Annotated in this window: 14 protein-coding genes and 1 tRNA gene; 8 read left to right on the forward strand and 7 right to left on the reverse strand. The window is 68.0% G+C overall.

The window, feature by feature from the left end:
• Nucleotides 1–48 precede the first annotated feature (48 nt).
• Nucleotides 49–1,110: a hypothetical protein gene (locus E0E39_RS11735; RefSeq protein WP_130874905.1), complete on the forward strand. Its 1,062-nt coding sequence runs from the start codon at nucleotides 49–51 to the stop codon at nucleotides 1,108–1,110.
• Here E0E39_RS11735 and E0E39_RS15830 read toward each other — a convergent pair.
• Nucleotides 1,099–1,177 (reverse strand) — tRNA-Gln (locus E0E39_RS15830). The two genes, E0E39_RS11735 and E0E39_RS15830, sit on opposite strands and share 12 nt — an antisense overlap.
• A gap of 146 nt (nucleotides 1,178–1,323) precedes the next feature.
• Between E0E39_RS15830 and E0E39_RS11740 the strand changes: the two genes are divergently transcribed.
• From E0E39_RS11740 to E0E39_RS11750, 3 genes are all read left to right on the forward strand, one after another.
• The gene (locus E0E39_RS11740; RefSeq protein WP_130874906.1) at nucleotides 1,324–1,884 is read left to right on the forward strand and encodes a DNA-3-methyladenine glycosylase I; all 561 of its coding nucleotides are present in this window, start codon (nucleotides 1,324–1,326) and stop codon (nucleotides 1,882–1,884) included.
• Between the two features lie 105 nt (nucleotides 1,885–1,989).
• Nucleotides 1,990–2,607 carry a TetR/AcrR family transcriptional regulator gene (locus tag E0E39_RS11745; protein ID WP_207302558.1) on the forward strand — a complete coding sequence of 206 codons (618 nt, stop codon included), beginning with the start codon at nucleotides 1,990–1,992 and terminating at the stop codon, nucleotides 2,605–2,607.
• Between the two features lie 798 nt (nucleotides 2,608–3,405).
• Nucleotides 3,406–3,978 (forward strand): neutral zinc metallopeptidase, encoded by a 573-nt coding sequence (locus tag E0E39_RS11750; RefSeq protein WP_130874908.1) that lies wholly within the window; start codon nucleotides 3,406–3,408, stop codon nucleotides 3,976–3,978.
• Here the strand turns inward: E0E39_RS11750 and E0E39_RS11755 are convergent, their stop codons facing one another.
• From E0E39_RS11755 to rsmI, 5 genes are read right to left on the reverse strand one after another with little or no spacing between them, the layout of a single operon-like run.
• On the reverse strand, nucleotides 3,979–4,461 hold the full coding sequence (locus E0E39_RS11755; protein ID WP_130874909.1) for a MarR family winged helix-turn-helix transcriptional regulator: 483 nt from the start codon (nucleotides 4,459–4,461) through the stop codon (nucleotides 3,979–3,981).
• Nucleotides 4,462–4,471: 10 nt separating this feature from the next.
• Nucleotides 4,472–5,371 carry a 4-(cytidine 5'-diphospho)-2-C-methyl-D-erythritol kinase gene (locus tag E0E39_RS11760; protein ID WP_130874910.1) on the reverse strand — a complete coding sequence of 300 codons (900 nt, stop codon included), beginning with the start codon at nucleotides 5,369–5,371 and terminating at the stop codon, nucleotides 4,472–4,474.
• 4 nt (nucleotides 5,372–5,375) lie between these two features.
• A complete protein-coding gene (gene rsmA, locus E0E39_RS11765; protein WP_130874911.1) occupies nucleotides 5,376–6,233 on the reverse strand; it encodes a 16S rRNA (adenine(1518)-N(6)/adenine(1519)-N(6))-dimethyltransferase RsmA in 858 nt (285 codons plus the stop codon).
• Nucleotides 6,226–7,089, reverse strand: a complete 864-nt coding sequence (locus tag E0E39_RS11770) for a TatD family hydrolase (RefSeq protein WP_130874912.1) — start codon at nucleotides 7,087–7,089, stop codon at nucleotides 6,226–6,228. The genes rsmA and E0E39_RS11770 overlap by 8 nt, the downstream gene beginning before the upstream one ends.
• Nucleotides 7,086–7,934 (reverse strand): 16S rRNA (cytidine(1402)-2'-O)-methyltransferase, encoded by an 849-nt coding sequence (gene rsmI, locus E0E39_RS11775; protein WP_130874913.1) that lies wholly within the window; start codon nucleotides 7,932–7,934, stop codon nucleotides 7,086–7,088. Before rsmI ends, E0E39_RS11770 begins: the two co-directional genes overlap by 4 nt.
• Before the next feature lie 86 nt (nucleotides 7,935–8,020).
• Between rsmI and E0E39_RS11780 the strand changes: the two genes are divergently transcribed.
• On the forward strand, nucleotides 8,021–9,733 hold the full coding sequence (locus E0E39_RS11780; protein WP_130874914.1) for a dolichyl-phosphate-mannose--protein mannosyltransferase: 1,713 nt from the start codon (nucleotides 8,021–8,023) through the stop codon (nucleotides 9,731–9,733).
• 27 nt (nucleotides 9,734–9,760) lie between these two features.
• On the opposite strand, the gene E0E39_RS11785 is transcribed toward E0E39_RS11780, so the two are convergent.
• A complete protein-coding gene (locus E0E39_RS11785; protein WP_130874915.1) occupies nucleotides 9,761–11,176 on the reverse strand; it encodes a DHA2 family efflux MFS transporter permease subunit in 1,416 nt (471 codons plus the stop codon).
• Nucleotides 11,177–11,221: 45 nt separating this feature from the next.
• Here E0E39_RS11785 and E0E39_RS11790 point away from each other — a divergent pair, with 45 nt between their 5' ends.
• From E0E39_RS11790 to E0E39_RS11800, 3 genes are read left to right on the forward strand one after another with little or no spacing between them, the layout of a single operon-like run.
• Nucleotides 11,222–11,848 (forward strand): class I SAM-dependent methyltransferase, encoded by a 627-nt coding sequence (locus E0E39_RS11790; protein WP_130874916.1) that lies wholly within the window; start codon nucleotides 11,222–11,224, stop codon nucleotides 11,846–11,848.
• 9 nt (nucleotides 11,849–11,857) lie between these two features.
• Nucleotides 11,858–12,682 (forward strand): hypothetical protein, encoded by an 825-nt coding sequence (locus E0E39_RS11795; RefSeq protein ID WP_130874917.1) that lies wholly within the window; start codon nucleotides 11,858–11,860, stop codon nucleotides 12,680–12,682.
• A 40-nt stretch (nucleotides 12,683–12,722) separates the two neighbouring features.
• Entirely contained in the window at nucleotides 12,723–13,754 is a 1,032-nt protein-coding gene (locus E0E39_RS11800) for a zinc-dependent alcohol dehydrogenase (RefSeq protein ID WP_130874918.1), read from the forward strand.
• The last annotated feature ends 25 nt before the right edge of the window (nucleotides 13,755–13,779 follow it).

A 13,779-nucleotide genomic window follows, 5' to 3' on the forward strand; every position in this document is an offset into this window, starting at 1 on the left:
GGGGCCGGCCCTACCACGTGAGCCCTCGTCTGGTTAGCCTGAGGGTTCATGGTGAGATTCAACACGGATCCCTTGGTGGCTCCCCTCGCCCCGCAGGAGTTGCAGGTCCTGAAACAGCGCCGCAGAAACGGCGAGTTCGGACCCCACAAGTCGTCCACGTGGCTTCTCGTGCTCATCTTCGTGGTCGCCTTCGTCTTGAGCGCCTTCAACTTCTTCATCGGCTTGCGATTCTCCAGATCCTCGAATCAGTTCCTGCTCTTCGCGCTCTTTTTCTGCGCAGTCCTCGTCACGATGGCCGTCACTGTCGTCAGGAACCTTTTGAAGGCTCGTCGGCGCCGGATGGACTGGGCCCTGCTGGCGCGTTTCGCCGACGCCAACGGGATGCGGTTCGGAATCCGCTCGGCCGATCCCAACTACCCGGGGCTGCTTTTCAACAAGGGGCGTTCCCGGGCCTCCACCTTCCATCTGTTCTCCCCGACCGGGGTGCTGGCCGATGCCGGCTGCTACGAATACACCACGGGTTCGGGCGAGGACAACACCACCCACCGCTGGCGTTTCGCCGCGTTCCGGCTGCCGCATCCCGTACCGCACCTGCTGCTCGACGCCAGGGCGAACAACGGCAGGTGGGGAACGAACCTGCCGGAGACCTTCGCGTCCTCGCAGCGCATCAGCCTGGGGGAACCCTTCGACAGCCACTACCAGCTCTACGCCCCCGACGGTTACGGCCGCGACGCCTTCCAGCTGCTGCCGCCCCACGTCATGGAGGCCTTGCTGAACACCCGGGTGGTCTACGACATCGAAATGGTCGACGACTGGTTGTTCTGCTACACGGGTTCCGCCCAGGATCTGACGAACCCGGCCACCTGGCGCCTGCTGGAGACCATCGCGAACGGCGTGCTGGGTTCGCTCACCCCGGTCGTCGGCCGCTACAGCGATCCACGTGCGCTGGCCGGGGCTGCGGGGAACGCCGGTTACGGACCGGGATACCCCGTTCAGGTCGCGCCGGAGGGCAAACGGCTGCGGCGCGGGGTGAACATCTCGGTCTTCATCGTGTTCGCCGTCTTCCTGGCCTACATGATCCTGACCAGGTTCCTCGGGCTCCCCGGGTAGGAGTCGAACCTACTTCGCTAGTCCTGATTCAAAGTCAGGCGGGCCCTGCCGGAAGACCAACCGGGGAACGGCCCGAACCCCGGGCCGGTCGCAAGTCTAACGGAAAGAAGTGCTCGTTGGGTTTCCACATTCTCGCGTCGGCGTTGCGTTTCCGGAGGATCCGGCTCCGGTGTGTTCATGATTACTGAAGGAGGATCGATCCGAGGAGGAGACATGGAGCGTTGTTTCGGCACGGGAGACCCGCTGTACGAGCGGTATCACGACACCGAGTGGGGACGCCCCCTTCCCGAGGATCCGGAGGAGTCGGCACTGCTCGAACGGCTCGTGCTGGAGGGCTTCCAGTCGGGGCTGAGCTGGATCACCGTGCTGCGCAAGCGTGATGCGTTCCGATCGGCCTTCGCGGGCTTTCACCCGGAGACGGTGGCGGGTTTCGGGGAGGAGGACGTCACCCGGTTGATGGCCGATTCCGGGATCATCCGCAACGAGCGGAAGATCCGGGCCGGCATCTTCAACGCCAGGGCCCTGGTCGCCCTGCACGTCGCGGGTGGACGTCTGGCGGACATCTTCGCCGAGCACGCCCCTCCTGAGTCGCCCCCGCCGAGAAGTCGCGATGAGATACCGACCCGGACGCCGGGCAGCGAGGCCCTCAGCAACCGGTTGAAGAACCTGGGGTTCCGTTTCGTCGGTCCGGTGACGCTGTACTCCACCATGCAGGCCATCGGGCTGGTCAACGACCACCTCGCATCGTGCTTGGTACGTGAGGCGAGGACATGAACACCGGACCCCCGGGGCCCTTGTTTGGGTATCGCCCCGCGGATGCGGGAGACTGGAACCATGCCAACGCCCGCCAGCACACGCGCCCGCCGTTCGCGAGTGCGCCTGAGCTCGGCGGAACGACGCGAACAGTTGCTCACCGTCGCCCGGGAGGTTTTCGCGGAGCGGGGTTTCGAGGGCACCTCCGTGGAGGAGATCGCCGCTCGGGCCGGGGTGTCGAAACCCGTGGTCTACGAACACTTCGGAGGCAAGGACGGCGCTTATCAGGCGGTGGTGGAGCGGGAGACCACCACACTGCACGCGGAGATCCGGGCAGCGCTGAACAAACCCGGCGCGGGTCCCCGGGAAACCCTCGAGCGCGGTGCCCTGGCTCTCCTCGACTACATCGACCGATGCCCGGATGGTTTCCGCATCCTCTCACGCGACTCATCGCTGGCGAATCCGACCGGCTCCTTCACCTCCATCCTCAGCGAGATCGCCATCCAGGTGGAGGAGATCCTGGGGGCCGAGTTCGCCCGCCTGGGTCACGACCCGCGATACGCGCACCTGTATGCCCAGGCCCTGGTGGGGCTGGTCGCAATGACCGGCCAACAGTGGCTGGACAATCGCGAGCCGGAGCGGCTGGTGGTGGCCCGGCACCTTATCAACCTGGCCTGGAACGGGATGGCCAACCTGAAGGCCAGGCCGAAGCTTCTCGTTGAGTTCAAGGACGGGCTGCGATGAGCCAGCCGCGACGCCCGGCAGAGTGACGCAGCGATTCCTTCCGGTAGTGGATGATCCCGGAAGATGCGAACATTTTGTTGACAGTTGTCGTAACGGACTGAAGGAACAGAAGGACGATGAGCGTTTCTGGCCCGGGTGGGCAGTGGCAGGCGGACCCGCGACCTACCTGGGGGCCTCAGCAAGGCCCCGGACAGGGCTGGGCTCCCATGTCCACGAATCCTTACTGGAATCCCCAAGGACCTCGCCCTCAGGCCCCACAGAGTTTCGGGTTCCAGTACGCTCCTCAGCACCAGTACGCACCTCGGCCTCCGGTCCGCGGGGGCGGCAACAATGTACCGCTGGCACTCGGCGTCGTGCTCGGGGCGGTTGTGCTGGTTTCCTTTCTGGCGTTGCTGGCAGGCACCCTCCGCTCCCACGAGCCCACGGCGACGGTGCCGCACGAGACCTCCACCCGTCCCGGCAGCAACTCATCAGCCAGCACCGAGCCGACCACGACCTCCAGAAGAACGCAGAAGTCTGCACCACCATCGTCCCAGCAGACCCCATCACCAGTACCCACCCCCACCACTATATAGCTGAGCAAGAAAGTAAAGAAGACTGATACGACCGACATATGTCAATAGACGATGTAGAAGAGGATCAACGCTAACGCGTGTAGTCTCTGTATATTTTTTTTTTTCAAGCAGAAGACGGCATACGAGATCCTCTCTGGTCTCGTGGGCTCGGAGATGTGTATAATAGTCAGACCTCAGCTGGCCCGATCTGACCGGCTGCCCCAAGGCATCCCACGCCGATTCCATGGCCGAGATGAAGAAGCAGGTGGAGGCAGGAATTGAGTGTGTGCAGAAAGCCTGGAAGCCGGTGTTCGAACGACTCGGGTATTCCACCCATTCGGTTCCTGTCTACTACTTCGAGGGCGACACAGCACACTCACCGTGTGGAAGTATGCAGGCTCCCGCCGTGTACTGTTCCGCCGATGGCGGCAGCCTGTACTTCGGCACCAAGCTGCTGACGGACAGCGTCGCAAGCGAGATCTGGATCAAACTCATGATCTTCCACGAGTACGGACATCACATCCAGAACCTCAGCAAGGTGCAGGCGGTCCGACACCAACTTCCCAGCGGCAACGAGACGGCGCGCCGGACAGAGATACAGGCCGAATGCTATGCGACAGGGATGCTGCGCAGCGACGACTCCTTCCAACTAACCCGGGCAAACTACGAAGAGGTTCGCAAGAGCATGCAGAGCTTCCTCGACGACGGCATCCACGGCAGCCCTGAGTCGCTGCTGTACTGGGGCATGCGGGGTTTCCACTCCGAGACCATCGGCGGGTGCAACACCTGGGTGGTGGGCTCGGAGAAGGTCAGGTGATCACCCGGAGGCAAGCAGCAGACGGCGAAGCATCGCCGCGAGATTGTCACGTTCATGGAGATCCCATCCGGCCAGCAGCGATTCCTCCAGTTCGACCAGCGTCCCGAGGGCCTCGTCGACGGCCCGGCGGCCGGCGGCGGTGAGCCCGATGAGGGCGGCTCGGCCGTCGCTCGGGTCGGCATGGCGGGTGACCAGCCCCCGGGCGCGAAGCCGGTCGACCCGGTTGGTCATGGTCCCGGAGGTGACGTGGGTCTGCTGCAGCAGCTGGCCCGGGGACAGCCGGTAGGGCCTGCCGGCGCGCCGCAGTGCCGCCAGGACATCGAACTCCCAGATCTCCAGGCCGTGTTCGGCGAAGCAGTATTTGCGCTCCGCGTCCAGGAGAGCCGCCAGCCGGTGGATCCGCGACCACACCCCCATGGGGGATGTAGCGAGGTCGGGGCGTTCCCGGTGCCACGCGGCCATCACCTCGTCGACCTCGTCCATCCCTGCTCCTTCAGCTCACGACCCGCGCACCCGACACGGGCCCGTGGACGCGACGAACGGCACGAACCCGGGAGGACAGCACCAGCCGGTCGGAGATCGCATCGGCCGCGGCCGGGGCCCCGGCCAGGAAGGCGATGGTGGGACCGGAGCCGCTCACCAGGGCACCGACCGCCCCTGCTTCGCATCCCATCGCCAGAACGTCGGCCAGCTCGGGCTGAAGATTGATGGCCGCCTGCTGGAGGTCATTGCCGAGCAGCGAACCCACGCCAGAGGTGTCACCATCGGCCAGGGCGGCCAGCAGGCCGGGGTTGATGTCGGTGGGCCGGGGCTCGCTGATGCGGTCGAACTCCCGGAACACCGCCGGGGTGGACAGGCCGTGATGGCTCAGCGCCAGCACCCAGTGAAACCTGCCCCGCACCGGTACGGGCCTCAGTTTCTCCCCCCGTCCGGTGCCGACGGCGGTGCCGCCGTGCAGTAGGAAGGGCACGTCGGCGCCGAGCCGGGCCGCGAGAGCGTGGAGCTGCTCCGCGTCCAGGCCCGTCCCCCACAGCCGGTCGCAGGCGACCAGGGTGGCGGCGGCGTCGGCCGACCCCCCGGCCATGCCTCCCGCGACGGGGATGCGTTTGTGGACCCGGATCTCCGCCCCGAGGTTCCCCGTCCCGCAGGTCTCGGCCAGCAACCGGGCCGCGCGGACCACGAGGTTGGTGTCGTCGACGGGCAGGCCGGAGGCGCCCTCGCCCCGGAAACTCACCCGGAACACCCCGGCCTCGGCGGGCCGCGCCGCCAGGTCGTCGAACAGCGACACCGCCTGGAAAAGGGTCCCGAGGGCGTGATAGCCCTCGGTGTCGGTGGCCCCGACGTTCAGCGCCAGGTTCACCTTGGCCGGCACCCGCACCCGCACTTCTTTCACGGGCTCAACCTACCTGCTGCCTGCTCGCGATGGCTGCGAAGTCCGCGACGTCCAGGGCCTCGCCCCGGGCCCGGGGATCGATGCCCGCCGATTCGATGGCCCCGGAGGCCGCCGCCGAGGAACCGAACATCCCCGACAGCGCCGCCCGCAGCATCTTGCGGCGCGACGCGAAGGCCGCGTCGATCACGGCGAAGGTCCGTTCCCGGGTGGCGGTGGTCGCGGGTGGGTCGCGGCGTTCCAGCCGCACCAGCCCCGAATCGACGTTCGGCACGGGCCAGAAAACCTTCGGGGGTACGGTGCCGACCCGTTTCGCAGAGGCCCACCACGCCAGTTTCGCGCTGGGCGCCCCGTAGACCTTCGAGCCGGGTTGCGCCGCGAGCCGGTCGGCGACCTCCAGTTGCACCATCACCAGGCCCCGCCGCCACGACGGGAAGTTCTCCAGGAGGTGCATCAGCACCGGCACCGACACGTTGTAGGGCAGGTTCGCCACCACCGCGGTCGGTGGCCGGCCCGGCAGTTCCGTGACGGTCATGGCGTCGGCGGCCACCACGTTCAGGCGCGCCGCCGCGTCCCGGCCCAGTCGTTGCGCGACGGTGGCCCCCAGTCTTCCCGCGAGGCGTTCGTCGATCTCGACGACGCTCACCTCGCTCGCCGCCTCCAGCAGTCCGAGGGTCAGCGACCCCAGCCCGGGTCCGATCTCCAGCACCACGTCGTCGGGTCCGATCCCGGACAGCGAGACGATGCGCCTCACCGTGTTGGCGTCGATGACGAAGTTCTGGCCGCGCTGCTTGGTGGGGCGGAGCCCCAGTTCGGCGGCGATGCGCCGCACCGATGCGGGATCGAGCAGGCCGGTATCAGTCATCGCCGCCCCAGCGGGTCGCGTAGGCGGCCTCGGTGTTGGCCGTCACCAAGCGGCAGAAATCGGCCAGGCCGACGCCGAGCAGCTCGGCCAGGAAGGCGACGGTGTGGGGCAGCAGGTAGGGGGCGTTGGGTTTGCCGCGCTGTGGTTTCGGCGTGAGATAGGGCGCGTCGGTCTCGACGAGGATGCGTTCCGGGGGCGTCGCCTTCGCGGCCTCCCGCAGCGACCCGGCCGACCCGAAGGTCACCACCCCCGGATAGGACAACCAGAAACCGCGTTCCACGCATTCGCGGGCGAAATCCGTGTCCCCGGAGAAGCAGTGCATCACGACCCGTTCGGGAGATTCCACGGAGTCGAGAACCTTCAGGACATCGGCGTGGGCGTCACGGTCGTGGATGACGAGGGTGAGGTCTCGTTCCCGGGCCAGGTCGATGTGGAACCGGAAACTGTGGGCCTGGGCCTCGCGGGCCCCCGCATCGCGGGTGCGGTAATGATCCAGGCCGGTTTCACCGACCGCCACCACCCCGGGCAGCGCTGCGAGGGCGGGCAGCTCCGCCAGTTCGGCGTCGAGGGCCGCCAGCCCGTCGCGCTGGAAGAGCCGGGCGGCGTCGTTCGGGTGGATGGCGACGGCGGCCCGGACCCGGGGATCGGTGGCCGCCAGCTGCGCCGCGGCGCGCGACGAGGGCAGGTCGCAGCCGACGTCCACCACCCCGGCCACCCCGACGGAGCCCGCCACTTCGAGCGAATCCGCGACGCCGAGGCCGGAGTACTCGGCGGTGGATCCCAGATGGGTGTGATTGTCGATGACATGCGCGGGAAGCATGTCAGGCGCAGCGGGCAGATGTTGTGGAAGGCTCATTGTCCCTTCTTCCTGGCCGCCAGCGCGGCCTCGTAGAGTTCCTTGCGCGGGACCCCGAGCAGATCCGCGACGGCACGCACGGCCCCGGACAGTTTCTCACCGTCGGCGACCCGGGAGGCCACCAGTTCGAGGGCCTCGTCCATGTCGACCCGGAGAGGTACCGCCCCTGCGACGACGACGGTGACCTCGCCGCGCACCCCACCGGCAGCCCAGGCGGCCAGCCCGGCCAGGTCGTCCCGGACGATTTCCTCGTGGGGTTTCGTCAGTTCCCGGCAGACCACGGCCCGCCGGTCCGGGCCGAGCGCCTCGGCCGCGTCGAGCAGCCATTCGTGGAGCCGGTGCGGGGCCTCGAAGAAGATCATGGTGCGTTCCTCGGCCGCCAGTCCCGCCAGCCGGGCACGCCGCTCCCCGGCTTTTCGGGGCAGGAAACCCTCGAAACAGAACCGGTCGCAGGGCAGACCGGAGACCGCCAGCGCAGTCAGCACCGCCGATGGCCCGGGAACGGCGGTGACCGGCAGGTCGCGTTCGACGCAGGCCGCCACGAGGCGGTACCCGGGGTCGCTGACAGACGGCATGCCCGCGTCGGTGACCAGCACCACCTCCTGCCCGTCGGCCACCGCCCCGGTCAGTTCGGCGGTGCGAGCGGCCTCGTTGCCCTCGAAGTAGGACAGCACCCTGGCGGTGGTGGCCACGTCGATGCGGCGCAGCAGGGTGGCCAGGCGGCGGGTGTCCTCGGCGGCGATCACATCGGCGGCCGCCAGCACCTCCCGCAGCGCCGGGCTGGCGTGGGTGTGCGAACCGATGGGGGTGGCCGCCAGCACCAGCCGGCCTCGCGTGGGTTCCATGCCGGTCAGCCTACGGGTTTCGTGTCAGCAGAGACAGCAGCGGCAGAGGTCGCGATCCGTTCTCCCCCTCCCCCTAGACTGTCCGCGTGGTGAGGACTATCGAGGCGCTTGAGGACGGTCGACTCCAGGATCGGCTGGCCGGCTGGTTGGTGGCGGTGGGTCTCGCGGTGTTCGCCTTCCTGACGCGCGTGCGCAACCTCGGTTTCCCCGGGAAGATCGTCTTCGACGAGACCTACTACGCGAAGGACGCCTGGGGGCTGCTGCGCTCCGGATACGAGAGGCAGTGGCTGGACAACAAGCAGTTCGGCACGGACGCCAAGATCGCCGCCGGGGACCTGAGCGGTTTCACCGAGAACCCGGCCTACGTGGTGCATCCGCCGCTGGGCAAGTGGCTGATCGCGATCGGGGAACACTTCTTCGGGATGACGCCCTTCGGGTGGCGGATCTCGGCCTGCGTGTTCGGGGCTCTGATGGTGCTGCTGACGGTGCGGCTGGCTCGTCGTCTGTCGCGTTCCACGCTGGTCGGGGGCATCGCCGGGTTGCTGGTGACCTTCGACGGCCTGGCCTTCACCATGAGCCGGATCGCGCTGCTGGACATCTTCCAGGCCACCTTCGTGCTGGCCGCAGTCGCCGCGCTGGTCGCGGATCGCGACTGGTTCCGGCTGCGTTTGGCCGGTTACCTGCGCGGAAACAACCTGGACTCCCTTGACGGCGCATACGGGCCGCCGGTGCTGTGGCGGCCGTGGCGGCTCGTCGCCGGGTTGATGTTCGGGGCGGCCTGCGCGGTGAAGTGGAACTCCGTCTACGTGGTGGCGGTGTTCGGGATTCTGACGGTGGCCTGGGACATCGGGGCGCGCAGGCTCGCCGGGGCGGGGATGCGGCGCGAGGTCACCTGGCTCACATGGAGCGTGGCGTCGGTTTTCATGATCTGTGCCACGATCATCGCCGGCTCCCGCATCGGTTACGTGCAGGCCGCTCTGCTGGTCGGTGCCGTCGGGGGCCTGATCCTCTACGCCCACGTCCTGGGCCTGTGGAGGTCGCTGCTCGGGGACGCCCCCATGGCCTTCCTGTCCACGGTGGTGGTGGCGATCCCCGTCTACATCGCCTCGTGGACGGGCTGGTTGACCACCTCGGGGGGTTACCTGCGTGACTGGGGGACCAAAAACCCGGACAATCCCGTCGTGAAACTGCTCGGGGCCGATCTCGGGGCGTTGTGGAACTATCACGTCTCGGCCTTCTCGTTCCACACGGGCGACGGCATGATGGTCAACGCGGAGCACCCCTACGAGGCCCATCCCCTGGGCTGGTTGGTGATGGTGCGGCCGATCGGCATCGACGCGCAGAACGACATCCAGCCGGGTGATCAGGGTTGCGAGGCCGTCGGCACCACCTGTCTCCGGGTGATCTCCGGCATCGGCACCCCCGTGCTGTGGTGGATGGCCTGCGCCGCGCTGGTCGCGGGCATCTGGTGGTGGCTGGGGCGGCGCGACTGGCGGTTCGCCGTTCCCGTCCTGGGTGTGCTGTCGGTGTGGCTACCGTGGTTCCAGTTCGCGGCCCGCCCCCTGTTCTTCTTCTACGCCATCGTGCTGCTGCCCTTCTACGCGACGGGGCTGGCGATGGCGCTGGGCAAGATCCTCGGCCCCGCGAATCACCCGAAACGCAGGGTCCGCGCCATGCTGGTGGGTGTGGCGGTCGGTGTGGTGATCCTGCACTTCACGTTCATCCACCCGATCCTCACCGACGCCCTGCTGACCCGGCCCGAGTGGCTGTCGCGCATGTGGTTCGGCACCTGGATCTGACGCGGGCCGGGGCGACCGGCTTCGGGGTCAGTTCTTTCGCTGATGTCTCGGACGTTCGAGGAAACAGGCGATGACGGCCACCGCGAGAATCGAGGCGGCGGGCAGCAGCAGCGTGCCCGACATGGCCGAGGCGATGCCGTCGGGGGTCCGTCCCGAGGCGGCCAGCAGAGTACTCATCACGGTGGCGACGACGGCGCTGCCGAGCACCGAACCCACCTGCCGGGTGGCGTTGTAGACGCCCGACCCGGCGCCGGCGTGCTTCATCGGGAGATTGGCCGTCGCCGCGGCCGAGAGGGGGCTGAACACGAAACTACTCGCCACCCCGGTGAAGGTGAGTGCTGCGACCGGAACCCACACCGGGGTCGTGGTGTCGAGGAAGTGCCCCGCGACCAGCAGGGAGGCCGCCCACACGCTCCCGCCGAACAGGGTCAGGTAGCGGGGGTGCACCCGGTTGACGAGTTTCCCGGTCCAGTTCGCCAGGATCATCGTCGCAACCGCAGCGGGGGCGTTCATCAGGGCCGACAGGAGCGGGCTCAGCCCCCGGGCGTCCTGGGCCCAGATCATCAGCGGATACGGGGTGGTGACGGTGGTGATCCCGACCAGGGCTATGGCGAGGTTGGCCACGGAGAAGTTCCGGTCGGCGAACAGCTTCAAGGGCATCAGCGGTTCGTTCGGGTTGAACCGCTGCCAGATCACGAAGGCGATCAGGAAAACGCCACCGACCACCAGGAGGGATGTGACCGTGACGGGACCGTGGATGACGCCCCAGTCGTGGGAGCTGGCCTCCTGCAGACCGAAGACGATGCAGAACAGCCCGGCCCCGGAGAGCGCGACCCCGAGCCAGTCGAACCTGCGCGTGTGCTGCTCCAGGTCCGGGACCAGCCTGAGCGCCGCGACGTAGCCGGCCGCACCGATGGGGACGTTGATGAAGAAGATCCACTCCCAGCCGAGTGTCCCGATCAGAAGACCTCCGAGGATGGGGCCGACGAGCATCGCCAGCCCGGCCGTGGCGCCCCAGATGGCCATCGCCTTGCCGCGCTGGTGGGGCGGGAACAGGCGGGTGATGACGGCCATCGTCTGCGGGGTCATCAGGGAGGCACCGAACCCCTGGACCACCCGGGCGGCGATCAGCAGCTCCACAGTGGTCGTCAGTCCGCATCCCAGGGACGCAAGGGTGAAGACCACGAGCCCGGCCAGATAGACCTGTTTCGGCCCGAGCCGGTCCCCGAGGCGCCCGGTGATCAGAAGCGGCACCGCGTAGGCCAGCAGGTAGGCACTTGAAACCCACACCACGGAGGTGACGTCCGCGTTCAGTTCGCGCATGATCGTCGGGGTGGCGACGGTGACGATGGTGGTGTCGACGAGGATCATGAAGAACCCCACCACCATGGCCCACAACGACCGCCATGCCATGGGCTGTTCACCGGGGGCAGGCTGGTTCATGGGGCTCCTTGGTACTGAGACGTGTTCTGCAAGGACAATAGTGCGGTGGACGTGTACTGGAACCACAACACCGCCTACCACCCGTGGATCACACGCATCGCACGGGCGCGGGGACACCGTGATGTCCTCGACGTCGGTTGCGGTGACGGGCTCCTGCTGCGCAGGCTCGCCCCGGTGGCGCGCAGCCTGACGGGCATCGATCCCGACGCCGGCTCCCTCACCAGGGCAGGGCAACGGCTGGCCGGTGTCGGCCGCACAACGAACGTCACACTCCGTCAAGGGATTTTCCCAGATCTACACGTCGACCGGGATTTCGATCTCATTGTTTTCGTCGCGTCGCTGCACCACATGGATCTTCGCGACTCGCTCGCCGGGGCCGCCCGGCTCCTGAGGCCCGGCGGTGATCTGCTCGTGGTCGGCCTGTCAGCCACCCGGACAGCCACCGACTGGGCCTGGTTGGCGCTGACGTGGCCGTTCGCGTGGTGCGCATCGGCGTGGCACGAGGAGACCCGCGATGTCGGAGTGGTCACGCGCGATCCCCGCGAGGATCTCGGAACCATCCGGAAAGTGGCGCGACGGGTTCTGCCCGGGGTGCGGATCCGGCGCGGCCTGTACTACCGCTATCTGCTGCGCTGGACCAGGTCACGCGGCATCGCAGGCGCTCAGGAGTAGGCTCGATCAGTGATGGAGACGGACGCCGGAAATCAGGAGCAACCCAAGCGTCTGCACGCGGCTGACGAGTCGGCGGGAGCCGCTCCGGATGCGCCGAGGCCACGCACCGCGGGACGGCCCCGGGACACCGCACGACAATGGGTATCGGGCCTGGGCGGGTTTCGCGGCCTGGTGCGGAACTGGCTGGCCCGGTCGGTCGCCCTCACCGCCGTATCGGCTGTGATCAGCGTCCTGACGAGCTGTGTGAACCTGGCGCTGGGGGTGATCGGGGCCAGCGAGTGGGTCGCGATCAACGCCGGCTACTGCCTGTTCCTGGCGCTGGTTCGCGGCTACCTCTCCCACCGGGTCGTCGTGCTCCAGACCGATGAACGCGCCAAGGGGTCGCTCGATGTCGCGCGTGCCTACCGCATCCGGCGTCGCGGAGGTCTGCTGCTGACGCTGGGTGGTGTCGGCTACCTGCTGATCTGCCGGCGCATGACCGAGATCGGGGAGCCGCCCCACTATCCGGGCTGGGTCGCGCTGGGCATCGCCACGATGGCCTTCGTGCAGATGGGCACCGCGATCGCGAGCGTGTGGCGCACCCGCGGTCTGCGGACCCCGGTGTTCGGGGCGCTGCGACGCTTCGCCCTGGCCGACGCGATGGTCGCGATGGTGCTCACCCAGTGCGCGCTGCTGACCCGGCAGGGCAGCCCCAACGCCGTCATCTCCAGCGCCCTGTTCGGCATGGGTGTCGGTGCCCTCATTGCGCTGATCGGCCTTTTGACGACCCTCAAGACCCCGGCTGCGAGGACAACCACCACGGAAACGGACGACGGCGGCACCACACACGAATGATCCCCATACCGGCTGGGGCGAGAAGGAAAGGTAGGACACCGTGAAAGCAGCGATCTACAGGGGCCGGGGATCGGTCGACCTGGTCGAGTTGCCGGTCCCCGAACCCGGCGAGCGCGACGTGGTGATCCAGAACCTCCACGCCGGGGTGTGCGGATCGGACGTCTCGGCCTACCTCCACGGCCCGCAGGCCCACCGGATCACACCGGGTAGCGAGTTCGGGCACGAGGTCGTCTCGCGGGTCGCGGCGATCGGTTCGGCCGTCACGGAGTTCACCGTCGGGCAGCGCGTCTACCCGTATCCGCTGCTGGCCCGGGGAGACACCGGGCGGGCCGGAACGCTCGGCGGCTTCTCCGAGTACATCCTGGTGCCCGATGCGAAACCCGGCGTCCAACTCCATCCGGTACCGGACGAGATCGAGGACCGGGCGGCCGCCCTGATCGAACCGTTCACCGTCGCCTTCCACGCCGCACGGCAGGCCGATCCCCGCGACGGCGAGACAGCACTGGTCTGGGGCGCCGGGATCATCGGGATCGGCGTGGCGCTCGGTCTGCGGCGCCTCGGAATCCGGCGGGTGCTCGTCGCCGACATGTCGGATTTCCGGCTCTCCAAGGCGGCCGGTCTCGGTTTCGACACCGTCAATCCCTCAGATCGCGACGTCACCGAGGCCTGCCGGGAGCTGTTCGGGGACGCACCATCGCTCCACGGCACGACCGGCGCCACGGACATCTACGTGGACGCCGCGGGCGCTGACGCGCTCATCGGCACATTCCAGCGGATCGGACGGATCGGGGCCCGTCTCGTGGTGGTCGCCGTGCACGCCGCCCCCGTCGAGGTCGACCTCGCATCCCTGGCCTACGCATCCCAGCGGATCACCGGCTCCGGCGGCTACACCCCGGATGACGTCGCCGCCGTGATGGACTTCCTGAGCCACACGGACGTGGACGTCACGAGCATCATCACCCACGAGTTCCCCCTCGACCGGCTGACCACCGCCCTCGAAACCGCGGCCGATCGCGACCACGCCCTGGGTGTCGCCATCGTCCACGAGGCCGCGACAGGCGCGGCCGGGTAGGCTGCCCCGGGCCGAAGAAACACAG

It is taken from the genome of [Pseudopropionibacterium] massiliense (assembly GCF_900607225.1).
GTDB classification, from domain to species: domain Bacteria; phylum Actinomycetota; class Actinomycetes; order Propionibacteriales; family Propionibacteriaceae; genus Arachnia; species Arachnia massiliensis.

Excerpts from the sequence above, each read along its gene's own strand:
- E0E39_RS11735 (WP_130874905.1), top strand. The coding sequence starts at position 49 with ATGGTGAGATTCAACACGGATCCCTTGGTGGCTCCCCTCGCCCCGCAG.
- E0E39_RS11740 (WP_130874906.1), top strand. The coding sequence starts at position 1,324 with ATGGAGCGTTGTTTCGGCACGGGAGACCCGCTGTACGAGCGGTATCAC.
- E0E39_RS11750 (WP_130874908.1), top strand. The coding sequence starts at position 3,406 with ATGGCCGAGATGAAGAAGCAGGTGGAGGCAGGAATTGAGTGTGTGCAG.
- E0E39_RS11755 (WP_130874909.1), bottom strand. The coding sequence starts at position 4,461 with ATGGACGAGGTCGACGAGGTGATGGCCGCGTGGCACCGGGAACGCCCC.
- rsmA (WP_130874911.1), bottom strand. The coding sequence starts at position 6,233 with ATGACTGATACCGGCCTGCTCGATCCCGCATCGGTGCGGCGCATCGCC.
- E0E39_RS11770 (WP_130874912.1), bottom strand. The coding sequence starts at position 7,089 with ATGAGCCTTCCACAACATCTGCCCGCTGCGCCTGACATGCTTCCCGCG.
- rsmI (WP_130874913.1), bottom strand. The coding sequence starts at position 7,934 with ATGGAACCCACGCGAGGCCGGCTGGTGCTGGCGGCCACCCCCATCGGT.
- E0E39_RS11785 (WP_130874915.1), bottom strand. The coding sequence starts at position 11,176 with ATGAACCAGCCTGCCCCCGGTGAACAGCCCATGGCATGGCGGTCGTTG.